Raw genomic sequence first — 23,137 nt, 5'->3', positions numbered from 1 at the left:
ATTTCATGGCGACGAAGAAAACACCCAAGAACAGCGACCTTTCAATGGAGCTCCCGGGCAACGAGGCCGAGCTTGATCAGGCCATCGATGACCTGCGCGGCGTCCTGAAGACCGACGCGGACGGCGGCCTGCCGGATTTTGCTGGAGAGGCCGACGCCTTTAGCGGCAGCACCGACCTGTCAACCTTTGGCGGCGGTTTCGGAGATGCGGCAGAGCCCGCATTTGGTGGCGACGATTTCGGCGCAACATCCGATTTTGGTGGCTCTGCCAACTTCGGCGACAGCTCGTTTGGTGCGATCGCTTCCGAACCTGCCCCGCTCGGCAGCGCCATGCGGTCGAACCTCGACCTGATCATGGATATCCCGATCGACGTTCAGATCATGCTCGGCAGCAGCCGCATGCAGGTCGCCGGTCTGATGAACCTTAACGAGGGCGCAACCATCGCGCTCGACAAGAAGATCGGTGAGCCGGTCGAAATCATGGTGAACGGCCGCAAGATCGCTCGCGGCGAGATCACCGTTCTGGAAAACGACGACACGCGTTTCGGCGTCAAACTGATAGAAGTTCTGAGTACAAAGAAAGCCTGATCCCGGTGCAGGGACGGAGAGGTTAGACCATGATGGACTTTGACGATTTCGGCGGCGCGCTAGCCGAGAAACCGTTGACCCAGGCTGAAAAGGCGGCGGCCGTTCTCCTCGCCATGGGGAAAGGGGTCGCCGGCAGGCTGTTGAAATATTTCACGCAGGCCGAGCTGCAGACGATCATCGGCTCGGCGCAAACGCTGCGTGCGATCCCACCGGATGAATTGCTCGGACTTGTCGCCGAATTCGAGGACCTGTTCACCGAGGGTGCAGGCCTCATGGATAATGCCAAGGCGATCGAGAGCATCCTTGAAGAGGGTCTCACGCCCGACGAAGTCGACAGCCTGCTTGGCCGTCGCACCACCTTCCAGGCATACGAGACGTCGATCTGGGATCGCCTCGGCGAAGGCGACCCGGCCTTCATCGGCAAGTTCCTCCTGCGCGAACATCCGCAGACTGTCGCCTATATTCTCTCCATGATGCCCTCCTCATTCGGCGCCAAGGTTTTGATGCAGATTCCGGACGGCCGCCGCGCGGACATCATGAACCGTACCGTCAACCTCAAGGCCGTCAGCCCCAAGGCCGCACAGATCATCGAAAAGCAGGTGCTAAGCCTGCTGGCAGAGATCGACGCCGAGAAGAATTCGATCGGCTCGACGAAGGTTGCGGAACTGATGAACGAGATGGACAAGCCGCAGGTCGATACCCTGCTCACCTCGCTCGAATCGATCAGCCGCGAATCGGTCAACAAGGTCCGTCCGAAGATCTTCCTCTTCGACGACCTCATGCTCATGCCGCAGCGCAGCCGCGTCATGCTCATGAACGATATCTCGTCCGACATCCTGACCATGGCGTTGCGCGGCTCGTCTGCCGACATGCGCGAGGCCGTCCTCGCATCGATCAGCCCGCGCCAGCGCCGCATGATCGAATCGGATCTGCAGAGCGGCACCGTTGGCATCAATCCGCGCGAAATCGCCATCGCCCGGCGCGCCATCGCCCAGGAAGCGATTCGCCTGGCAAACTCCGGGCAAATCCAGCTCAAGGAGACCGAAGGCGAAGGCTCGGCCGCGGCCTAAGCCGCTGTTGTTGTGTACGAAGCACCTCTTCCCGGCCGCTGCGGTTGATCGCCGCGGCGAAAGGGAGATACCTTCTAGGAAAGGCCGCGCCCTGGCGCGGCCGTTTCTTTTTGATGGAGGGCTTCGGCCTTGGCCGACGACGACAAGGACAGCAAAACAGAAGACCCGACAGCGAAGAAGAAAAGCGACGCTGCCGAGAAAGGCAACGTGCCGTTCTCGCGCGAGGTGCCACTGTTTGCCACCGTGCTTGCCACCTTCGTCTATATCATCTTCTTCCTGCCGAGTGGGCTCAGCAAGGTCGGCGAGGCGCTGAAGGACATTTTCGAGCAGCCCGACCAATGGAAACTCGAAACCGGGCCGGACGCGCTCTCCCTGTTCGTTCACCTCGCCTGGGTTTCGGCGGCCTTCCTCGCGCCCGCCTTCATCCTGTTCATGGCGTTTGGCGTTGCCGCGTCCATCTCGCAGAACCTGCCAACGCCGGTGCTCGAGCGCATACGGCCGCAGTTTTCGCGCATTTCGATCGCCAAGGGATGGTCGCGGCTGTTCAGCCTGCCTGGACTCATCGAGTTCGGCAAATCGCTGACGAAGATCGTGATCGTCGGCGTCGTCATGTTCTTTGCGCTGAAGAGCGAATACTTCAGCGCGATCGATGCGATGTTCTCCGATCCGCAAACGATCTTCACGCGGATGATGACGTCGATGCAAAAGATCACCATCGTCGTCCTGATCGCCACAGCCGTCGTCGCCATCGCCGACTTCTTCTGGACGCGCTACCACTGGTTCACCGAACTGAAGATGACGCGGCACGAGGTCAAGGAAGAGAACAAGCAGTCGCAGGGTGACCCCTTCGTCAAGAGCCGCCAGCGCTCGCTCATGCGTGACCGTGCCCGCCGCCGCATGATTGCCAATGTCGATCGCGCGACGCTCGTAATCGCCAACCCGACTCACTTTGCCGTCGCCCTGCGCTATGTGCGTGAGGAAAACGACGCGCCTGTCGTCGTCGCCAAGGGGCAAGACCTAATTGCATTGAAAATCAGGGAGATCGCGGAAAAGAATGGGATCCCCGTTTTCGAAGACCCGCCGCTCGCGCGCTCCATGTTTGCGCAAGTCTCGGTCGATAGTGTCATACCGTCTGTATTCTATAAGGCAGTCGCGGAACTCATCCATCGGGTTTACGCGGCGCAAGCCAAGAACAAACGGGTAAGATAGCCGAATGAAAAAATGCCCCTACTCTGCCCAGCGTGAAAAAATCCTGGCTGAAGCCATCAGCCCCGTTGCCACGGAATTGCGGCTTCTGGACGCCTCGGATCTCATCTCTCTTCTGCGCTTCGAGTATAACGGCAATCTTTCCGATCTCGTATCGTCAGCGGCCGAGCTCTTCTTCCACCCCGGCACGGTCAATTTCGGCCATGGCGGCAGCTACACACTAGAGTGGGGCGGCAAGCCCGAAGTGGTCATCGACCTTGAGATCAAGCCGCGCGGCGTCACGATCTATGCGCAGCTGATGCTTGCAGAGGCGCACGCCGGCATCGAGATCAACCACATCGCGTTCCAGAACCCTTCGGCGGATCCCGACGAAAACACTGTTTTCCTCGAGCAAAGCCTGCGCGACGCACGCTATAACGTCGAACCATTGCAGGCTTTGGCGGGCTAAAGCCCACACGGCTTCTCGTCAGCTGATATATCCAAGACGGATGGCCTTTGCGATCGCCTGGATTCGATTGACCGAATCCAGCTTGATCGTTGCCGAACCGAGATAGGCGTTGACGGTATGCACCGAGAGGCCAAGCTTCTCTGCAATCTCTTCGCTGATGCGCCCGTCTCCAGCAAGCTGCAGGCAGGCAATTTCGCGTTCGCTGAGAGCTTCGGCAGCCGCCACGCGGCGCTCGTCGAGCGAAAGCAGGTCGATCATGATCTGGCACGATCTCACGTGCAGTTCGACGATCATATCGCTGGCCGGCTCGAGATCATCGCCCGTAAAGACAACGAAGCCGTTGCCAACGGCGCCGAGGCGCACCGGAAACGCCATGCCGGAAAAGGGAGCCAGGCCGCCCTTCAGGCGCGTCATGAAAGGTGCAATGCTTGCCGGCCCCGGAGCGGCGCGATCACGCCCGCCAGCCCATACGACTGGAAGAAGCGACTTCTCGATATGATCAAGTAGCGCCTCGCCATGAGCGTCGATGAATGCGCCACTGAAGCCGCTGTTCACCGATCCCCAGTTTTCCAGTTCGCAGACCAAACGCTGCTTTCCCGGGACGCCGGCACCGCTGATTCGATAGACAGCGAAATTCTGGGCGTCGGCGAGCTTCTGCATGCCGATGAGACGCGGAAACAGGTCGGACCGACTAGCGACCTTGCTGACCCGCACGCCGCGCATCGTTTCCGAATTTCCTATCGATCGACCGGACGACTGCCCCATAACGCCGTCCCCTTAGACGAGATTGTTCCTGACCGCGAATGCGATGGCCTCGGAACGAGTCTTCGTCGCCGTCTTTCGCATGACACTGGTGATGTAGTTGTTGATGGTGTTGCGAGAGATGCCGAGGATCATCGCAATCTCATCGCTCGTTTTGCCCTCGGCGATCCAGAAAAGGCACTCCAGTTCGCGATCGGTCAGCTCGAAGTCCCGGTCGGCCTTGGCGGCGCCGCACTGCAGGAAACTCGTGAAATAGGCGGACAAGAGCCCCACGTCGCGCAAGCGCTCCTGCGACAGAATGAAACCGTCATCGAACAGGAACATCAGCACCAGGCGCGAGCGTCCGATGTTGAACATCAACGAACAGTACTGGCGGCTGGCGCCGTCTGGCGCATCCGCGGAATCCGGCAGGAGCGCGAAATGCGGCTGGAACAGCTGCATGCACTTTTCGATCTCCGTCGCACGGGCAAAGCCACCAACGAAGGTATGCGCCAGATTGGTGACAAGATCGAACGGCCAGTCAGACGAGACCACGAAATCGAGCCCCACTTCCTGAACCAGATCCGCCCGCGCCAGGAGGTAGTGCGAGGCGCCGACATAGTCGGTCAGGGCGCGCAGGCCGGGTTGCAACCGCCCCGTGCTCGAAATCTCGCAGAGCTGCGCGATCAGTTCGTCACGCGAAGACAGGTTTGTCGCTGCGATGCCAACGAAGTTTGCCTTCTGCGTGTCGCTCTTCAGAGCCTGCAATATTTGCATATCCATTGGCAAAAACCCCGCGGCCGCGAACCACTACGACAGAAACCCGATCCGCGGCCCTTGAGCAAATTGCGACACCTCCGCGAACCATCCAACACTACACTAGGTGGTAAACTTCGCCATCTCCGAGTTCTCGGGATTTACATCGCCCGCACTTTGTGCGTTGATTCGCACGGAAATTCCGCTTGTTAATGAATTCTAAAATTAAGGTGATTCGGGGAATCCTGACAATACGATTCGCGTAAAACGCGCAGCTATTTCAGCCCTGTGTCAAGCCTATCCTCAGAAATCTTCACGTGCGCGCCCGAGCGATGGCAAAACTGTGCCGATCGCGGTGCAGTAGACGGGCAAAAGAAAAAGGCCGGTTGCCCGGCCTTTCATTACGCGGCGTTGTCGACCGCCCATTTTCTGAGGATTTTCGCGGCGCGCTCCTCGTTGATCTCGACCATGCGCGCCAGTTTGCGTTCCGGGCCTTCCTTGACGCGACGATTGAAGTTGCCGTCGTCGTCGCCGAGGCTGAGCAGGTCCTCAGTGCTGTCGAAGCCGAAGTCCGAACCGAAGCCATCCATGAGCGCAGCACCCGTGCCCACGCCACCCGCCGGAGCGAAATCGGGAAGTTCGAGGCCGGCGCTTTCCGGCGACGTGTCGCCGATGACCGCGGCGCCGTTGCCGGTCACGCTGCGGATCATCGGGCGGACGCCCATCCAGACCACAAGGAAGGCAACTGCGACGAAAGCGAGCGAGTTGATGATGCCTGCGAGATTGCGGCTCAGCATATCCATGACACGGACGCCGCCGCCGGTTTCCTCGAGAAGCTGGTTCTCCAAGAAGTCCATGGCCGTAACGGTCACCATGTCGCCGCGATTGTTGCTGATGCCAGCGGCGGATGCCACGATCTTCTGCATCTCCGCGAGATAGGCATCGATCTTTGCCTGGTCCGCCGGCTCGCCGACCATCTGAGCAATGCGCCCCTTGTTAACGACGACTGCAACGGAGAGCTTTTCGATCTTGTAGCTGTTGCGCGTCGTGGCAGTGGTCTTGCTGTTGATCTCGTAGTTGGTCTGCTCTTCTTTCTTGTCGGACTTGTCTTGCGATTCGGGACCGTTGGGTCCGCCCGAGTCCGGTGCCGCCTGCGGGATGTTCTGCTCGACCGTCGTCGCGTTGTCGGACTGCTTCTGCAGCGACTGAGAGGCTTCCTTGGTCGTGCGGATCGAGCGCTCGACCTTCGATTCCGGATCGTAGACAGTTTCCTGGATCTGCTGGCTATCGGTATTCAATTCCGCGGTGACGCTGGAGCGGAAGTTATCCATGCCGAGGAAGGGCGCGAGTGCCTTGTCGATGTTGGTTTCAATTTCGCCCTGGACGTTCTGGACGATGTTCAGAGAACGGTTCAGCGAGCTGTTGCTGGCCTCGTCGCCCGAAGCGAGCAACTGGCCTGCGGAGTCGAGGATGGTAACATCGGCGACATCGAGGCCGGGAACGGCAGACGCAACAAGGTGGCGGATCGAAGTCGCCGCGGTGCGGCCGGCCGCGACACTTGCGCGAATCATGACGGAAGCGGTCGGCTTCTGTTCGGCTTTGCGGAAGTTGCCGACCTCGGGCATGACAATATGGACGCGTGCTGCCGTAATGCCGGAGATCGACTGGATCGTGCGGCCAATTTCACCTTCGAGCGCGCGAACCCGGGTGACTTCCTGCATGAACGACGTCAGGCCGAGAGAGCCCACGTTGTCAAAGAGTTCATAGCCGGCGTTGGCGCTGTTCGGGAGGCCGCGCTCGGCGAGCAGGAGACGCGCCTTGCCGGTCATACCGGCGGGAACTGTGATGCTGGAGCCATCCGTTCCGACCTGGAAACCGATATTTGCCTCGGCGAGCGCAATGCTGATCTGGTTCAGATCGGGCGTATCAAGCCCGACATAAAGCGTTTCCTGGGCCGGCTTATTGACCAAAAAGGCCGCCGCCAGGATGAGTACCACGGAAACGACACCCACGCCGGCCAACGCCAGCAAGCGATTCCGTCCTAGCGAACTGAAGTTCTTAAAAATTTGAACTAATTGATTTAACAGATTCATTCTGTTCTCGCACGACCATCCAGACAAAGCAGGCTTGTTGCCTCATGTGGACAATAGGTGCCGAAACTTGTGCGAACGTTTCGGAGGGTGCGAGCAGGCCGGATCAGAAGAAGTCGAAGTCTCCGGCTGCCTTCGCCAGCGGCTGAACACTGCTATAGCGCGCCGCCCCGCTCAGAGCGCGCTGCATTTCACTGAGCTTCACCAGGCTCAGGGCCGTTGCGACATCGACAGACCAGTCCTGCGGAATCTCGCCCGTGATGGTATCTATGAACTCGGCAAGACCGCGCGTCTTCTGCACGGCAAGATCAATTCCCTGCATCACCTTCATGCTTTCCGGCGAGTTCAGCAGTTCGCCGCCCCCGACGTCGAGGAGCTGTGGCTCGATGCGCTCGATCAGGTACGCGACGTCGTGCAACTCCGCGACGATACGCATCAGGACATCAGGCAGGGCTTCGGCGGGCGACGGCTGCTCTGTCATGGCATTCACAGTCATTAGTAAGGTCCTTGCCCTCAGAAGAATTCGATGCTGTTTTCGACGGGTTTCTGCGGAGCGACCGGACGCTGCTCAAGCGCAACGGTTCTCTGCGTTTCCGCACCGGTAAGCGGATACTGCCGAGCGCGTCCCGAGACCGGCCAGTACTCGAGCTTGCGCCCGTGCTCCCCGCCGGTGCTGGAGCCGACGACCGGTATGCCTTCATCCTTCAGGAACTGCACTGCAAAGGCGGCGTTCTGTTCGCCGACATTCGAGAATGTCGAGATCGTCTTCGCCCCGCCGAAGATCTTGGCCTCCAGGCGGTCGCGACGCGCCCCTTGCTTCAGTAGACCGTTGATCAGCAATTCCATCAGGTGGACGCCATATCGCGTGGCGTCTGCGCCCGTCATCGGCATGTTTCCTGTCCCTGGCAGAAGGAAGTGATTCATTCCTCCAACGCCTGCCACGGGATCCCGCAGGCATGCAGCCACACACGAGCCAAGGATGGTCGTCAGTACCGCGCTCGGATCATTCAGGACCTTCCATTCGCCCTGGATGATATGAACGCGGCGGGCCGCAACATCGAGGTTCATTTCAATGCTCCAAATACGGCCTCGATAGCCGCCTTCATCTTCTCGATCGTGAAGGGCTTGGCGAGAACGTTGTTGGCACCAAGCTGGGCCGCTTTCGTCACGAGTGCGCGGTCACCCTGCGCCGTCAGGATGATGAAGGCAGCTTTCTTCGTCGCCGGGTTGGCGCGAACAGCCTGCAGGAAGCCGAGGCCATCCATCTTCGGCATGTTGAAATCGGAGATGACAAGATGATGCGGCTGCTGGGTCATGATCTTCAAGCCCTGCTCACCATCGCCGGCGGCCGTAATCTGCTTGAAGCCGAGCTGGGTCAGAGCGTCGCTGAGCAGCAGACGGCTCGTGACCTGATCGTCGACGATCAGAACTTTGATTTTCTCTGCGATAGACATTAGTCAGTTCCTTCCTTTCGGGCGGCTGTCATTTTCAAAATTTCTTCGCCGATGGCATTGAGGGGCAGTTGCTGCTCGACGGCGCCGAGCTCGTAGGCAACCCTCGGCATGCCGTAGACCACTGAGGTCTTTTCGTTCTGGCCGAGCGTACGCGCGCCGGCGTGGCGCATCTTCAAGAGGCCGGCGGCACCGTCGCGTCCCATGCCGGTCAAGATCACACCGACCGCGTTGCGGCCTGCCAGTTCGGCAACCGAGTCAAACAGCACGTCGACGGATGGCCGGTGACCGTTCACCGGATCGCGTTCGATGAGGCGGCAGCATGGCGCATGGACGTTGGCAACCTGCAGGTGGCGCTCGCCGCCTGGTGCAAGATAGATTTTCCCGATCTCCAGGCGCGCACCGTCGGTCGCTTCCTGCACGACGGGCGCGCAAAGCCGGTTGAGGCGCTCCGCGAAGCTCTTGGTGAAGGTCGGCGGCATGTGCTGCGTGATAACCGTCGGCGGGCAGTTTGCCGGGAACTTCTGCAGCACCGCAATCAACGCCTCGACGCCGCCGGTCGACGAACCGATCGCGACGATCTTGCGGCCGACGCGGAAGTCAGCGACAGCAGGTGGCGGAGCAACCGGAGCCGACTGAGCGTACTGGCGTCGCTGCGAGCGGGCGGCAGCCTTCACCTTCTCGGCAAGATCTCCAAAGGGACGCGCATCGCCCGGGAGCGGCTTGCCGACGCAGTCGAACGCGCCGATCTCAAGCGCCGCCAGAGAGGCATCGGCGCCGCGATGGGTCAACGTCGAGACCATGATGACGGGCATCGGGCGGAGCCGCATGATCTTCTCGAGGAAGTCGAGACCGTTCATGTTCGGCATCTCGATATCGAGCGTTACGACATCAGGATTGAGCTTCTTGATCGCCTCGCGGGCCTCAAGCGCATCGCCTGCCTGACCGATGACGCTGACCTCGGGATCGGCGCTGAGAACAGCGGTAATCAGGCCGCGCATCGTGGCGGAGTCGTCGACGACGAGAACCTTGGCCGGTGCGCTCATGCCTTCCTCCCAACGCCCTTGGTCGTGTAGCGATAGGTGGTGATGCCGATATTGTCGAAGACATGCTTGGCGTCGCCGGAGACGCGTTCGGAATGGCCGATATAGAGATGGCCGCCCTCAGGCAGCAATTCGGCAAAGCGTGACCAGATCTTCATCTGCGTCGGCTCGTCGAAGTAGATCACCACATTCCGACAGAAGATGACGTCGAACTTGCCCTTGAACGGCCACTGCGCCATCAGGTTCAGCTCGTTGTAGGTGATCAGACGCTTGACGCGGTCGTCGACCTGGAACTTGCGCCGCCCCTGGACCTCGACCTCGCTGAACCACTGTTTGCGCATGGCGGGCGACACGGTTTCGAGCGCGCTCTCGTCATAGGCACCGGCACGGGCGATCGCCAGAATCTTCGGATCGATATCGGTCGCCAGGATCTTGAAATCGTAGTCGGCGACGTTGGGCATCATCGACAGGACGGTGAGCGCGATGGAATAGGGTTCCTGGCCATCCGACGAGGCAGCCGACCAGATACGAACCCGACCGCCCGTCTTCGCGCGATGCAGCAGTTCTGGCAGCACATGGTCCCGAAGGTGCTCGAAGTGGTGGTTCTCGCGGAAGAAGCGCGTGAAGTTCGTCGTCAGATGCGACAGCATCTCGCGGCGCGGGGCCGCACCCGCCGGTGAAGAAACGAGCGCGCAATACTCCCGAAATCCGGAAAGGCCCAGATTGCGGATATGCTTCGACAGCCGCGAGTAGACCAGCGAGGCCTTGGTCTCGTTCAGGAAGATGCCTGCATCCGAGTAGATCATCGCAGCGATTTCCGTGAGGTCGCGGCGCGTCAGCGGGTACTCTCCGCTTGCCAACACCTCGTCAGGGTTTCCCTGCCGCATGTCTTTTGCACTCAGAACATTCATGCGGCTTCGCTTTCCGTTTCGGGGAAAATGGCTTCGAGCTCGAGCAGGCAGATCATGCGTTTGTCGATCGCCAGGATGCCGCGCGCGAACTGACGTTGCAGCTCAGATGCGATTTCCGGTGTCGGCTGCACATTGTCTTCAGTGACGGTCAGAATGTCGGACACGGCATCGACCAACAGACCGACGACCTTGCGGTGCACCTGCGCTACGATGATGACGTGTCGCGCCGTCGGCACAGTCGCCGGCATGCCGAGGCGAGCCGACAGATCGATAATCGGCAGCACCGCACCGCGCAGATTGATGACGCCCTTCATATAGCCGGGCGAGTGCGGCATCGCCGTTGCCGGCGTCCATCCGCGGATCTCGCGCACCGACATGACATTCACGCAAAATTCCTGATCCCCGATGCGGAACGCGATCAACTCGCGGTCCCCATCCTTCAGACTTTTTACGGCATACGACATAGCTTACCCCACAGCTGCCAGCGACACTTCCTGCCTCAACGCTTGACCGCGGGAAGCTCCCACGACCGCGTCGACATCCAGGATGAGAGCCACGCGACCGTCGCCGAGGATGGTCGCCGCAGCGATACCCGGAACGTGCGTGTAGTTCGCCTCAAGGCTCTTGATGACGACCTGGCGCTGCCCCTGGATCGCATCGACCATGAGCGCGCGCTGACCGCCGCCTTCCGATTCGACGAGAAGAGCGACTCCTTCGACAGGATTTGCCTGCGTGGCACGGAAGTTCAGGATGCGACCGACATCGACCAGCGGGCAGAAGCTGTTACGGATCGAGATCAGGCGATGGTTTGCACCAAAGGAATGAATCGCGGCGGCTTCCGGTTGCAACGTCTCGACGATCGCGGTCAACGGGACAACCAGCGTCTGGCCGGCAACCGTGACAACCATGCCGTCGAGAACGGCAAGGGTCAGCGGCAGGCTCATCGTGAAGACGGAGCCCTGCCCTGGCTTCGAGGTGATGTTGATGCGGCCGCCGAGCGCCTGAATCGAGCGCTTGACGACGTCCATGCCGACGCCGCGACCGGAAATGTCGGAAATCTTGTCGGCGGTGGAGAAGCCCGGCAAGAAGATCAGGTTGTCGATTTCTTCGTCGGTCAGGTTGGCGTCAGCCGGGATCAGCTCGTTGGCGATGGCCTTCTGCTTGACCTTCTCGCGGTTGATGCCGGCGCCGTCATCGGCGAGCTCGATCAGGATGCGGCCGGAGCGGTGCTTCGCCGTCAGGCGAACCGTGCCTTCGACGTTCTTGCCGGCGGCGGCGCGCTTTTCGGGCGTTTCGATACCGTGGTCAACGGCGTTGCGGATCATGTGCGTCAGCGGCTCGGCCAGCTTGTCGATGACCGTCTTGTCGACTTCGGTGTTTTCACCTTCGGTGATCAGGCGAATCGTCTTACCCGTCATGTCGGCGATTTCGCGAACGATGCGCGACATACGCTGGAAGACCGGCTTTACCGGCTGGGCGCGGATCGCCATGACCGAATCCTGGATCTCGCGGGTGAGCTGCTGCAGCTCCTCGAGGCCCATGTTGATGGATGACGTTCCGGTCGTGTCGTTTTCGATGACGCTCTGCGAAAGCATCGCCTGGTTGATGACGAGCTCGCCGACGAGGTTGATCAGGCGATCGACGCGGTCGAGATCGACGCGGATGGTCTGACCAGCGCCGGCGGCGGCGTTGTTCTGGGCGGCGACAGCTGCACTTGCGGCAGCAGCGGCAGCCGATTCCTTCTTCTCGACACGAGCAGCGGCGGCGGCCATCTGCGTGACGTTGGAAGCAGTCTCGGCGGCAGTAACCGCAGCGGCCACGTCGGCCTTCGGCTGCTCGGCCGGTGCCTCGGTCGCGCCATCATCGAGGATCGACAGGTCGAAGGGCACTGGGATCATCGGCAGTTCTTCGGCGTCGGGGGCAGTCACCTTTTCCTCGCCTGCGGTGATCTGCAGGTCGCAATCCCACTCAGCAAATTCGAAGACCGTGCGGATCGCATCTTCGCCCTTGTCTGTCTTGAGCGTGATGTTCCAGTAGAAGTAGGCAGCTTCCGCATCGAGCTCGTCGAGACCCGGCAGCGCATCCATGTTGCAGTAGACGCTCATCTCGCCGAGGCGGGAGAGATCGCGCAGCAGCAAGGTCGCGTCGTTGCCTTTGGAATAGAGGTCCGAACGCGGCTTGAAGGTGATTTCGTAAGTCGGCAGATCGGAGCCGACCTCTTCCTCGCCGCTGAAATCGTCGAAGGAGAAGGGGATCGGCTGGAAGCCGCTGTCATCGGTCGGCTTGGGGGCCGGAGTGGCGGCGACAGGCGCTGGCTTAGCCACCGGAGCTTCCACGCCAGCGGACGGGGTAGGCAGCTCGCCGTTGGCGAGCGCTTCCAGTTCCTTCACCAGACCGCGGCTGCGGCTTTCATCAACGCTGCCGCCGTCGCGGGCGGCATTGGTCAGGTCGGCCAGCACGTCAGCCGACTTCAGCATGACCTTCAGGACATCCTGTGTCGGCTCAAGCTTGTTGGAACGAACGCAATCAAGTGTGGTCTCGAAGACATGCGCGAAAGCGACGAGATCATCCAGACCGAAGGCGCCAGCGCCACCCTTGATCGAATGGACGGCACGGAACACCGCATTGACGGTTTCCGGATCGCGATCGCCATCATTCATTTTCAGAAGACCGGATTCCAGTTCGGCGAGCTGCTCCTCGCACTCCTGGAAGAAGATCTCTTTGATTTCGTTCATATCCATAGGAGAAAATCCTGGGTTTAAGCGGTTACACGCTCAATGGCATCGATCAGCTTGGCAGGGTCGAAAGGCTTGACGATCCAGCCGGTGGCGCCGGCCTGGCGCGCGCGGTTCTTCTTTTCCGCATCGCTTTCGGTCGTCAGGACCAGGATCGGGATCGCACGATACTTGTCGTTGCGGCGAACACCCTCGATAAAGCCGAAACCGTCAAGGCGCGGCATGTTGATGTCGGTGACGATGACATCAGGATTGGATTCTTCCAGAACCTCGAGGCCCTCGACGCCGTCTTCAGCCTGGATCGTCTCGAAGCCCGCATTATTGAGGGTCACGAGAAGCATGTTCCTTATGGTCCGTGAATCATCCACGGTAAGCACTTTTTTCTTCATTGCCGGATCTCCTTGGCGAGCAGATGGTGGATATCGACACCAATCAGCTGCATGGTTTTCTGAAATGCGTCCGAAACCTTGCTGAACGTGAAGGCGAGCTTGTCCTGGTCCCAGGTCTTGGCGGCTGCTATCAGGACCTGCGCGCTCAGGGCTCCGACGCGTTCGACCGCGGACGCGTCGATGGCCAGATCATTGCCGCGCAACGAGACGAGCTTGTCGCGAAGCATGGTTGCTTCGTTCAGATCAAGCACCGCTGACAGGTTCAGCGTTTTCCCAGTTTTCCTTGCCGCCATCAGCTCTTCCTTGTCTCCTGGTTACTGCTCAACGTATGTGAGCGGCGCTCATATACCGGTCCGTTAGTAAACAATCCGCCCTCCGGCCGAGGCGACCGGCTGCACAAATCCGAAGTCCTCGTCGTCAGCCACGACATCGGCGGTCCGCCTGATGCCGATCGCCGGGGAGAACAGCGGCGCGGGGCGCGCGGGCTCGGCGTTCTGCCGGGCAATACGAAACTCGCGGATCGTTTGGCCGAGTTCGACGATGACACTGTGCAGGTAGTCGGCGCCTTCGGCTGAACGCGATGCGGAAGCCGCGTTATCGGTCATCTGGGCGCCGAGGCCCTTCACGTCAGCTGTCACGACATCGAGGTTCGCAGCGTGTTCGCTGGCCTGATTAGCGACCATCGCGATCGCCGTGTTGATCTCACTGACCTGGCGAACGATGCTGCCAATCGAATCCTGCGTACGTCCAACCATCTGGACGCCGGCATCCACCTGCGACTTGGTGGTGCTCACCAGCGTCTTTATCTCGCGCGCCGCGTCCGCCGAGCGTTGCGCTAGCGCACGTACTTCCTGCGCGACCACGGCAAAACCACGTCCGGAATCGCCGGCGCGCGCGGCTTCGATGCCAGCATTCAGCGCCAGCAGATTGGTTTGGAAAGCAATCTCGTCGATTGCGCCGATGATTTGTCCGATCCGCTCGGCAGACTGTTCGATATCCGCCATCGCAGCAATCGCGCGCCCGACAACCTGGCCGCTTTCTTCGGCCGCGGCGCGGGTCGTGGCCGCCGCCTGCTCGGCAGCCCGGCTACCCGCGGCGCCGTGGCGAACGCTTTCCGACAGATCGGCAAGCGCAGCTGCAGAGGAGAGCAACTGCTGGGCATGAACGGACGCGTTTCCGGCGAATTGCTTCGACGCATCGCCAAGCGTCTGGACGGAGGTTCCGGCAACCGCCGTCTTTTCGGCGATCGCCTGAAATTTGGCCTGGACGGCATCGAGCGCACCGTTGAGCGCCTGCGCGATATCCCGATGGGCGCCGTCTTCCTCGATGGTCGCACGAACCGTGAGGTCGCGCGTGGCAAGGCCATTGATAACATCGGCGAATACGCGTGCGACGTCCGCCTTGTCACTGGCGCGCTGATCGGCAAGCGCACGCTGCTGGGTGGCCCGCAAGGCATTGAAACGCAAGGATACGGCAATCTCGACATCCACCATCACGAGGCGAATGATCGCCGACATGAGGTCGGAGATTTCCTTGGCACGACGACGGCTGCTCGGCAGGAAGGAGCGACCGGCCAACTCGGTTGCGAGGCCGCCGATGATATGCTCGAGAACAACGCCATGACCCGCGACATGCCAGCGCGGGTCGAGACCCATCTTGCTTTCGGAATCAGACAGAACCTTCACACGCTCGGCATAAAGGCTGTCAAAGCGCGCATCGGTCAGAACATCCCAGTGGGAGGCCTGCAGGTCGTGGAGGCGCTCGACCTGACGTTCGCTCTCGAAATTCCGCGCCGCGTCTGGAAACGATTGAAAACGCTGAAAAAGGTCACGCAGACCGGCGGTCAGATGCTGCTGAAGGTCGAGACGGTGGCGCCGGACCAAATCACAGTGTTCGGCGTCGAGACCGGCAAAGCGCAGCCTCTCGCGCAAGCTGCCTGCCTGCGCTCCTCGAGCCTGATCTGATGGCATTTCCTGCCCCAACACCTGTCCCCAACCACATGCCGGGCGCTTGCCCGTCATTAAACTATTGCTCCGCGCGGCGTGCACGCTGCCGATTGGTGGCTTGCCTCGGCTGCAGCCGGCGGCGTGAAGCCTCCCCATCAGTCGATTCTGCTTCGGAGCTGCTTGATGAGATGGATTCCGGATCGACCGGTACGGCGGTGCGGCGTCATGCCTGGTGGGAACGAGTGAGTTTTCCCATTCCGACGTGTCATGCAATGTTTATGGTTAATTCCTTGCCTGAAGGTTAATGCGTGTTTTATGAATGTCGACTTTCCAGCAGGCCCCAATAACCATCTATGAATTACTGGGCTTGCGTTGCGGCGCTGCTACAGTCCTAGGCAAGCTTTGTGGTATATGCCCGGAAATAACCGTGACATGACGTCAGAAGGATTGGGCAATGATTGTTTTCGGATTGGGGTCGTGCGTTCTTTCGATCGCTGTTCTCGCAGCCGTTGCGCTGCTTGACCGTATCGAAGCGACCCGCAGCCAGGTTGCCCTGCGCGTCCTTTAAAATTCCACAACCAGATTGTAACGAGTGGTCAAACGCACCGGCATGCCGGTGCGTTAATCTTTGGCTTTACTGCGGTATTTGAGTTCAGCGGGAATTGCATTCATGTCTGCCAGACTTGGTCTCCTCATCGTTCTTGGCGTGACGCTCTGGCGAGTCATCACCCTCCATTTCGACACGACCGATCTGTTCGTCGACGAGGCGCAATACTGGTTCTGGTCGCAGAATCTCGATTTCGGTTACTACTCGAAGCCGCCGATGATCGCCTGGGTCATTCGAGCCATGACGGAGCTTGCAGGATCGACGTCGATCTACTGGATCAGGGTGAGCGGACCGCTGATCTACATGGCAACCGCGATCATGCTGATGAAGACGGCCAAGCGCTTTGTCGGACCGAGGATTGAAGGGTGGACCGGCGCGACCTTCATCACCCTGCCCGGCGTTGCCCTGTCATCTGTGTTCTTTTCGACCGATGTCGTGCTTCTCTTTTTCCTGACGATGGCACTATGGGCCTATTTCGGCCTGACCGAGAAGCGTTCCGTCGGCCTCTCCATCCTCATGGGATCTGCCGTCGGCTGCGCCTTCCTCTCGAAATACGCGATCCTCTTTGTCGTTCCCGGCGGGTTGATCGCGCTCATTCTGCTTCCGAGCGCACGCATCGCCTGGCGCGATTTTTTCACAGCCGTCATCGTTGCGCTTGTCGTTGCTGCGCCAAATCTCTGGTGGAATCTTGCCCATGACGGAACAACGGTCCGTCACACCACCAACATCGCGCATTGGAGCAAGCCCGGCGTCAATGTGGCCGGCGGCCTGGAATTCTTCGCGGCGCAATTCGGCGTCGTCGGGCCGATCGTATTCTTCGCGATGCTCTGGGCCGTTGTCCGCGCACTCAAGGGCAAGAGCGAGCCTAGGGAAAAGCTGCTGATCTGGCTGTCTATCCCTGTCGTTGTGCTGATCACCTTCCAGGCGCTGGTGGCCAAGGCTTATGCCAACTGGGGCGTGACGGCCTATATCGCGGGAACGATCCTTGCCGTGTGGTTGCTTGACCGCCTTTGGCCCAAGGGCCTGCGCCTGTCGCTTGCCATAAATGGCACGGCGAGTTTTCTGTTTCCTCTTGCCGCGATCTTTGCGCACCAGCTGGTGCTGCCGAACGGCAGCGAGATCATGAAGCGCTATCTCGGCCGTAGCGCGATCAGCCGCGAGGCTGGCGAGCTGGCGCGGCAGTCCGGCACCTCGATCATTGTCAGCGACAGCCGCGATCTCCTGGCGGACATGTTCCACACGCTGAGGAACGATCCTGTCCGTATCTACGCGCAGCCGCCCGTCGACGCGCCTGACAACTATTACGAGCAGACCTTTGCGCTGCCGAGCGACGTTGCAGACGACGTGCTTTTTGTGACGACACACCCGGTCGAGTGCGCCCAAACGCCTGAGCTGGTCCGCAGCTGGCAGCCGACGGAAGGCTACTACCGCGGCAAGACTATCTTTTCCTACAGGATTTCGCCCGCCTGCCTGACCGGCAAATAGGACCTCACTTCGGGGTAGACGGGAGGCCAAGGCATGTTCCCGTCCCCTCAACCTCCACAAACACGACGCCCCCTCGCTCGAAGGCGAGACGCAACTGCGCCTCGGTTGCACGATGGATATCGTGATGCTTTCCTTCGTAGTCACGGATGGTGCTGCGCGACACGGCGGCCTGTTCCGCGAGGTCGAGCTGCGTCCAGCCAAGCAATCCGCGAGCGGCCCGGCACAATGCCGGGGTCAGAATTGTTTCCTTTGCGCCTTGACCCATAATGTCAAACCACCCATATTGGTTGATATAGGCCATATATGTCATGTTTTAAACGGGATTTCCAGTTCGGGAGAGAATGATGCCGCACGATACGCCTTTGATTTCGACAATCGTCGGAGGCCTCGTGCTTGCGTTCGTTCTCGGCACGCTCGCCCACAGGCTCCGAATGCCGCCTCTGGTCGGCTATCTCGTCGCAGGCGTTCTCGCCGGCCCGCATACGCCGGGCTTTGTTGCCGACCAAAGCCTTGCGCCTGAACTGGCCGAGATCGGCGTCATCCTGCTGATGTTCGGCGTCGGGCTGCACTTCTCCCTGAAAGACCTCCTCTCCGTTCGCGGCATCGCGGTACCCGGCGCCATCGTGCAGATTGGATTTGCCACGCTACTCGGCTGGGGACTGGGGGCGCTCATGGGATGGCCGACAGGAGGGAGCCTTGTCTTCGGACTCGCTCTTTCCGTCGCTTCGACAGTCGTCCTCTTGAAGGCGCTGCAGGAGCGACGGCTGATCGATAGCGATCGCGGCAGGATCGCGGTCGGTTGGTTGATCGTCGAGGACCTCGCAATGGTCCTGGCGCTCGTTTTGATCCCGGCAGCCGCCAGCATCGGCGGTGGAGAGCATGCGACGGCAGAGCCGCTTTCAGCCGCGATCAGCCGGCTCCTCGGCCTCGACCTTGGCATGGGCGGCATCATCGTCATGACCCTGGTCAAGGTCGTGATATTCGTCGGGGTGATGCTGGTTTTCGGGGGCCGCCTCATTCCCTGGACGATGCACCGCATCGCGCACAGTGGATCCCGCGAACTGTTCCGCCTCGGCGTGCTTGCGATCGCGCTCGGCGTTGCCTTCGGTGCCTCGAAACTGTTTGGCGTGTCGCTGGCGCTCGGCGCCTTCTTTGCCGGCATGGTTCTGGCCGAGAGCGAACTCAGCCAGCGCGCCGCCCAGGAAAGCTTGCCGCTCCGCGATGCCTTCACGGTCCTCTTCTTCGTCTCGGTCGGCATGCTGTTCGATCCGAACATCCTGATCGATAAACCGCTGCCAGTGTTTGCCACCGTTCTCATTATCGTGATCGGCAAGTCGATCGCCGCCTTCCTGATCGTACGGCTGTTCCGCAAACCTGTCGGCACGGCGCTGACGATTTCGGCGAGCCTTGGGCAGATCGGCGAATTCTCCTTCATCCTGGCCGCACTCGGCGTCTCGCTCGGTCTGCTGCCCGAGGAGGGGCGCGACCTCATCCTTGCCGGCGCGCTGATCTCGATCATCCTCAACCCTCTGCTGTTCTACGCCTGCGATCGGTTGCGCCGCGTGCTGGAGCGGACAAAGCGCGAAGAGCCGATAGCGGCGAATGTGCCAGAGCCGGCTAAAGAGCCCGAGCCAGAGGAAGAGGAGAACAGGCAGCCGACGGCGCTTCGCGGGCATGCAATCATTGTCGGTTACGGCCGTGTCGGCAGCATCGTCGGTCAAAACCTCAAATCATCGGGCACGCCCTTCCTTGTCATCGAGGACTCGAGCAACCGCATCGGCGAACTGCGGGATCAGGGGATCGAAGCGATCAGCGGCAATGCCGCCTCGCGCGAGCTGCTCGACCTCGCAAACATCGCCGGCGCCCGCAGTCTCGTCATCGCCATCCCCAACGCATTCGAGGCGTGCAGGGTTGCCGACCAAGGGCGCACCATCAACCCTTCGCTTCTGATCGTCGCCCGCGCGCATTCCGACGCCGAAGTGGATGAATTGCTGGAGTACGGTGCAGACACTGTTATCATGGGCGAACGCGAAATCGCCATGGGCATGGTTGACCGGCTCGCCCAAGTGCATCATGACAGTGTGCGCTATGAAGATGAGGCCGACACTGCTACAATTGCAGTCGAGGACACGCCTTCTCCCGATAAAGAATGAGAGACTTTTGCGCCGTTGAGCCGGTACGAGGTTGAAAATCCAGATGACCACGAGATGAGGCTCGACGCACGCCGCATGGGCAGCCGCGTTGCGATCTCGCTGGTCATTGCCGTCTTCGCCTATCTTGGCCTTCTGTTCGGCGGCAATCTGGTCATCGTCCCCAGCCGCGGTGCGAACTCGGTCTCCTCGTCCGCCAAGGACGGCCAGCCGCTGCAGCTGAGCGCTCGCGATACCGTCCGCGGCATTTTGACCGCCGAGCGCAAGGCGGCTCCCAAACATGTTCCTTACGACTCCGGCGCAGCAGCCATTGGCGCGACGCCTGATATCGAGCTCCGCCTTGGCGGTGAGCAGCCCCTCGCAACCTTCCATCCCGCGCTTCGCGCCGCCGATGCGAAGGCTTACGACTCGCACGGCCCGCCTGCGGCCTCGGCATGAATGCGCGCCGGTCCGGCGCTTTCCATTGCTTTTAATACACGCCGCCAGCGCGAGGAGCGCAGGCTCAAGCGTTATCAAGGATAAACAACAACATGCGTAATTCACCATGGCTGGTGTTCACCTATACGGTGATCATTCTCCTCGGCATTCTGATCGCTCTGCCGAACGCACTGCCGCAATCCACCCTCGCGCGTCTGCCCTCGTGGCTGCCGCATAACCAGGTTTCGCTCGGTCTCGACCTTCGCGGCGGCTCGCACCTCGTTCTCGAAGTTGACGAAGCGGACCTGACCCGCGAGCGCCTGCAGTCGCTCCTGCAGGATGCCCGCCGCGTCCTTCGCGAGAAGAACATCCAGACGAAATCAGTCGTTCGCAATCAGAACCAGATCGTCGTGACCCTGACGGATACGGCACAGACGGACGATGCGGTCACACAGCTGAAGACGCTCGGCAATGCGATTGCCACCGGCCTCAGCGCCGGCCAGTCCGATCTCTCGGTTACGACCAGCGGCGGCAATATCCTCGTCGCCTTCTCGCCGGCCGGCATTGCAGCCAATGTCGATTCCGCGGTCCAGCAGAGCCTTGAAGTCATTCGCCAGCGCGTCGACCAGGTCGGCGTCGCCGAACCGACGATCCAGCGCATCGGCGGAAACCGCGTGCTCGTGCAGCTCCCGGGCGCACAGGACCCGTCTCGCCTTCGCCAGCTTCTCGGCTCGACCGCGAAGATGTCCTTCCACATGCTTTCTCCGAACAACGCTCCGGGACCGGGCGTGACGATGCTGAAGGATGAGCAGGGCAACAGCTTTGCAGTTCTCGACCGCGTCGAGATTTCGGGTGACCGTCTTTCGGATGCGCGCGTCAGCTTCGATCCGAATACGCATGAGCCCGTCGTCAGCTTCCGCTTCGACAGCGCCGGCGCAACCCGCTTCGCCGACATCACCCGTCAGAACGTCGGCAATCCGTTCGCCATCGTTCTCGACGATAAGGTGCTGAGCGCACCTGTCATCCGCGAACCGATCACCGGCGGCTCCGGCCAGATTTCGGGCAACTTCTCGGCTGACAGCGCAACAACGCTCGCCGCCATGCTGCGCGCCGGCGCCCTGCCTGCCAAGCTGACCGTCATCGAAGAACGCACCGTCGGTGCCGACCTCGGCGCGGACGCCATCCGCATGGGTATCTATTCGGGTCTCGTCGGCTTCGCGCTTGTCGCAGCCTTCATCTTCATCCTGTATGGCACGTGGGGCTTCCTCGCGAACTTCGCGCTGCTCATCCACACGATCCTGACCTTCTCGGCCCTGACGCTTGTCGGAGCAACGCTGACGCTGCCAGGTATCGCGGGTGTCGTCCTCGGTATCGGTCTTGCGGTCGACGCGAACGTTCTCATCAACGAGCGCATCCGCGAAGAGACGCGCAAGGGCAAGAGCGCCTTCGCTGCCATCGATACCGGCTTCCGCCGCGCTTATTCGACGATTATCGACGGCAACATGACGGCGCTGATCGCAGCGGCCATCCTGTTCTGGTTCGGCACCGGCCCGGTCCGCGGCTTCGCTGTGACCATGGCGCTTGGCCTGATCATCTCGATGTTCACGTCTGTCGCCTTCGTTCGCGTCACGATGATCGAGATCACACGCCGTCGTAAGCTGAAGGTCCTGAACATCAAGCCGATGATCCCGATGATGTTCAACCCTTACGGCCGCCATATCCAGTTCATGAAGGCTCGCTTCTTCGGCGTGACGGTCTCGGCGCTTCTGTCGATCGCCTCGGTCGTCCTCTTCATCCATCCGGGTCTCAACTACGGCGTCGACTTCCGCGGCGGCATCCAGATGTCGGTCAAGACGCAGGAGGCCGCCGATCTCGGCCGCTTCCGCGAAGGCTTGAACAGCCTTGGCCTCGGCGAAGTCTCCCTCCAGACCTACGGCGACAACAACACCATGGCGGTGCGTGCGCAGCGTCAGGAAGGTGGGGAAGAAGCCCAGACGGCAGCCGTTGAAAAGCTGAAGGCGGAGATCGTCAAGATCGACCCGTCGGCAACCGTTACCGGCACCGATGTCATCGGTCCGAAGGTCAGCGGCGAGCTCGCCTGGGCCGGCATTCTGTCGGTCGTCATCGCAAGCTTGGCGATGCTTTTCTACATCTGGTATCGCTTCGAATGGCCATTCGCTGTCGGCGCTATCGTCACGCTTATCCTCGACGTGACCAAGGCGATCGGTTTCTTCGCGCTGACCGGCCTCGACTTCAACCTGACAGCCATCGCAGCCATCCTGACGCTCGTCGGCTATTCGGTGAACGACAAGGTCGTGGTCTATGACCGCATGCGTGAAAACATGCGCCTCTACAAGTCGATGCCGCTGCGCGAGATCATCGACCGGTCGATCAACGAGACGCTCGCACGAAGCCTCTACACCAACGCGACGGCGTTTCTTGCCTTGCTGCCGATGGCGATCTGGGGCGGCAGCGCGGTCTCGAGCTTCGCGATCCCGATGGTCTTCGGCATTCTCGTTGCCGGCGCGTCGTCGGTCTTCATCGCAGCACCGATCCTGCTCTTCCTCGGCGACTGGCGTCGTCGCCACGGCAAGGCCATTGCTGCGGCCGAACCCGAAGCAGAAATCATCCCTCCGGAAGAGGGCCAGCCGCGCAAGACCGCCGGCTGAGTGCTAGTGAGATCAAACGAAATGAGGGCGCCGGTTGCGGAACCGGCGCCCTCTTTCTATTCTCGCCCGACTGGGAGGTTCTGCAGCATGTCGTCCGAGCAACCGATTGAATCGACTGAAAACGAGGAGCGCATTCGGCGCTTCCTGGCAATCGCCTCGCACGATCTGCAATCGCCGCCGCGAGACATCGCGATGTACGCGGAAATCCTGCTCGACGACTTGGCCGGCAAGCTTGACGGAGACCAGTTGAAGAGCCGGGCCTGGTACCGACCCCACCTATCAGGACAAGATCTTCGACGCCTTCTGGAAGCTGCCGCAGGCAGGGCGACCCGCCGGCCCGGGGCTTGGCCTCACGGCCGCGCGAGAAAAACCTGCGCGCGCTCGATGGCAGCATCCACCTGCATGCTCAAGCCGCCGACCCTTCAGCAATTCCGCG

22 protein-coding genes are annotated in these 23,137 nt (G+C 60.8%); 8 read left to right on the top strand and 14 right to left on the bottom strand.

Translation table 11 applies throughout. The annotated features are described in order from the left end of the window. The first annotated feature begins 5 nt into the window (after nucleotides 1-5). The 4 genes from fliN to AS026_RS10425 all read left to right on the top strand — a co-directional run bounded on the left by fliN (nucleotide 6) and on the right by AS026_RS10425 (nucleotide 3,311). Nucleotides 6-587, top strand: coding sequence for a flagellar motor switch protein FliN (gene fliN / locus AS026_RS10440; protein ID WP_062369610.1), 582 nt, complete (start codon nucleotides 6-8; stop codon nucleotides 585-587). Between the two features lie 29 nt (nucleotides 588-616). Next, a complete protein-coding gene (gene fliG / locus AS026_RS10435) occupies nucleotides 617-1,657 on the top strand; it encodes a flagellar motor switch protein FliG (protein ID WP_018859697.1) in 1,041 nt (346 codons plus the stop codon). Nucleotides 1,658-1,786: 129 nt separating this feature from the next. Beyond that, nucleotides 1,787-2,866 (top strand): flagellar biosynthesis protein FlhB, encoded by a 1,080-nt coding sequence (gene flhB / locus AS026_RS10430; protein WP_018117037.1) that lies wholly within the window; start codon nucleotides 1,787-1,789, stop codon nucleotides 2,864-2,866. A gap of 4 nt (nucleotides 2,867-2,870) precedes the next feature. Continuing rightward, on the top strand, nucleotides 2,871-3,311 hold the full coding sequence (locus AS026_RS10425; protein ID WP_062369609.1) for a hypothetical protein: 441 nt from the start codon (nucleotides 2,871-2,873) through the stop codon (nucleotides 3,309-3,311). 18 nt (nucleotides 3,312-3,329) lie between these two features. Here AS026_RS10425 and visR read toward each other — a convergent pair whose 3' ends face one another. From visR to AS026_RS10360, 13 genes are all read right to left on the bottom strand, one after another. Further along, nucleotides 3,330-4,076, bottom strand: coding sequence for a transcriptional regulator VisR (visR, locus tag AS026_RS10420; protein ID WP_062369608.1), 747 nt, complete (start codon nucleotides 4,074-4,076; stop codon nucleotides 3,330-3,332). A gap of 12 nt (nucleotides 4,077-4,088) precedes the next feature. Further along, entirely contained in the window at nucleotides 4,089-4,835 is a 747-nt protein-coding gene (gene visN / locus AS026_RS10415) for a transcriptional regulator VisN (protein WP_062369607.1), read from the bottom strand. Nucleotides 4,836-5,209: 374 nt separating this feature from the next. After that, the gene (fliF, locus tag AS026_RS10410) at nucleotides 5,210-6,901 is read right to left on the bottom strand and encodes a flagellar basal-body MS-ring/collar protein FliF (protein WP_062369606.1); all 1,692 of its coding nucleotides are present in this window, start codon (nucleotides 6,899-6,901) and stop codon (nucleotides 5,210-5,212) included. Nucleotides 6,902-7,004: 103 nt separating this feature from the next. Then, complete coding sequence (gene cheT / locus AS026_RS10405; protein ID WP_062369605.1) at nucleotides 7,005-7,394, bottom strand: chemotaxis protein CheT; 390 nt, start codon at nucleotides 7,392-7,394, stop codon at nucleotides 7,005-7,007. A gap of 17 nt (nucleotides 7,395-7,411) precedes the next feature. After that, nucleotides 7,412-7,966, bottom strand: coding sequence for a chemoreceptor glutamine deamidase CheD (cheD, locus tag AS026_RS10400; RefSeq protein WP_018117031.1), 555 nt, complete (start codon nucleotides 7,964-7,966; stop codon nucleotides 7,412-7,414). Next, nucleotides 7,963-8,352, bottom strand: a complete 390-nt coding sequence (locus AS026_RS10395; RefSeq protein WP_007530058.1) for a response regulator — start codon at nucleotides 8,350-8,352, stop codon at nucleotides 7,963-7,965. The genes cheD and AS026_RS10395 overlap by 4 nt, the downstream gene beginning before the upstream one ends. Further along, complete coding sequence (gene cheB / locus AS026_RS10390) at nucleotides 8,352-9,395, bottom strand: protein-glutamate O-methylesterase CheB (RefSeq protein WP_062369604.1); 1,044 nt, start codon at nucleotides 9,393-9,395, stop codon at nucleotides 8,352-8,354. The genes AS026_RS10395 and cheB overlap by 1 nt, the downstream gene beginning before the upstream one ends. After that, complete coding sequence (gene cheR / locus AS026_RS10385) at nucleotides 9,392-10,303, bottom strand: protein-glutamate O-methyltransferase CheR (protein WP_062369603.1); 912 nt, start codon at nucleotides 10,301-10,303, stop codon at nucleotides 9,392-9,394. Before cheR ends, cheB begins: the two co-directional genes overlap by 4 nt. After that, nucleotides 10,300-10,767 carry a chemotaxis protein CheW gene (locus AS026_RS10380; RefSeq protein ID WP_018117028.1) on the bottom strand — a complete coding sequence of 156 codons (468 nt, stop codon included), beginning with the start codon at nucleotides 10,765-10,767 and terminating at the stop codon, nucleotides 10,300-10,302. Before AS026_RS10380 ends, cheR begins: the two co-directional genes overlap by 4 nt. A gap of 3 nt (nucleotides 10,768-10,770) precedes the next feature. Beyond that, entirely contained in the window at nucleotides 10,771-13,044 is a 2,274-nt protein-coding gene (locus tag AS026_RS10375) for a chemotaxis protein CheA (RefSeq protein ID WP_025660317.1), read from the bottom strand. 17 nt (nucleotides 13,045-13,061) lie between these two features. Next, nucleotides 13,062-13,427 (bottom strand): chemotaxis response regulator CheY1, encoded by a 366-nt coding sequence (gene cheY1, locus AS026_RS10370; RefSeq protein ID WP_007530053.1) that lies wholly within the window; start codon nucleotides 13,425-13,427, stop codon nucleotides 13,062-13,064. Further along, nucleotides 13,424-13,720, bottom strand: coding sequence for an STAS domain-containing protein (locus AS026_RS10365; protein ID WP_062369602.1), 297 nt, complete (start codon nucleotides 13,718-13,720; stop codon nucleotides 13,424-13,426). The genes cheY1 and AS026_RS10365 overlap by 4 nt, the downstream gene beginning before the upstream one ends. A gap of 63 nt (nucleotides 13,721-13,783) precedes the next feature. Further along, nucleotides 13,784-15,397, bottom strand: a complete 1,614-nt coding sequence (locus tag AS026_RS10360; protein WP_062369618.1) for a globin-coupled sensor protein — start codon at nucleotides 15,395-15,397, stop codon at nucleotides 13,784-13,786. Nucleotides 15,398-16,043: 646 nt separating this feature from the next. Here AS026_RS10360 and AS026_RS10355 point away from each other — a divergent pair. Next, nucleotides 16,044-17,465 (top strand): ArnT family glycosyltransferase, encoded by a 1,422-nt coding sequence (locus AS026_RS10355; RefSeq protein ID WP_062369601.1) that lies wholly within the window; start codon nucleotides 16,044-16,046, stop codon nucleotides 17,463-17,465. 4 nt (nucleotides 17,466-17,469) lie between these two features. Here the strand turns inward: AS026_RS10355 and AS026_RS10350 are convergent, their stop codons facing one another. Next, complete coding sequence (locus AS026_RS10350) at nucleotides 17,470-17,775, bottom strand: helix-turn-helix transcriptional regulator (protein WP_018859710.1); 306 nt, start codon at nucleotides 17,773-17,775, stop codon at nucleotides 17,470-17,472. A gap of 34 nt (nucleotides 17,776-17,809) precedes the next feature. Between AS026_RS10350 and ybaL the strand changes: the two genes are divergently transcribed. From ybaL to secD, 3 genes are all read left to right on the top strand, one after another. Then, complete coding sequence (gene ybaL / locus AS026_RS10345; protein WP_062369600.1) at nucleotides 17,810-19,618, top strand: YbaL family putative K(+) efflux transporter; 1,809 nt, start codon at nucleotides 17,810-17,812, stop codon at nucleotides 19,616-19,618. A 54-nt stretch (nucleotides 19,619-19,672) separates the two neighbouring features. After that, on the top strand, nucleotides 19,673-20,053 hold the full coding sequence (locus tag AS026_RS10340) for a hypothetical protein (protein WP_062369599.1): 381 nt from the start codon (nucleotides 19,673-19,675) through the stop codon (nucleotides 20,051-20,053). 92 nt (nucleotides 20,054-20,145) lie between these two features. Further along, a complete protein-coding gene (secD, locus tag AS026_RS10335; RefSeq protein ID WP_018117018.1) occupies nucleotides 20,146-22,701 on the top strand; it encodes a protein translocase subunit SecD in 2,556 nt (851 codons plus the stop codon). Nucleotides 22,702-23,137 lie beyond the last annotated feature (436 nt).

It is taken from the genome of Rhizobium altiplani, assembly GCF_001542405.1.
Classification (GTDB): Bacteria; Pseudomonadota; Alphaproteobacteria; order Rhizobiales; family Rhizobiaceae; genus Rhizobium; species Rhizobium altiplani.
This window is presented reverse-complemented; position numbering and strand designations above follow the sequence as displayed.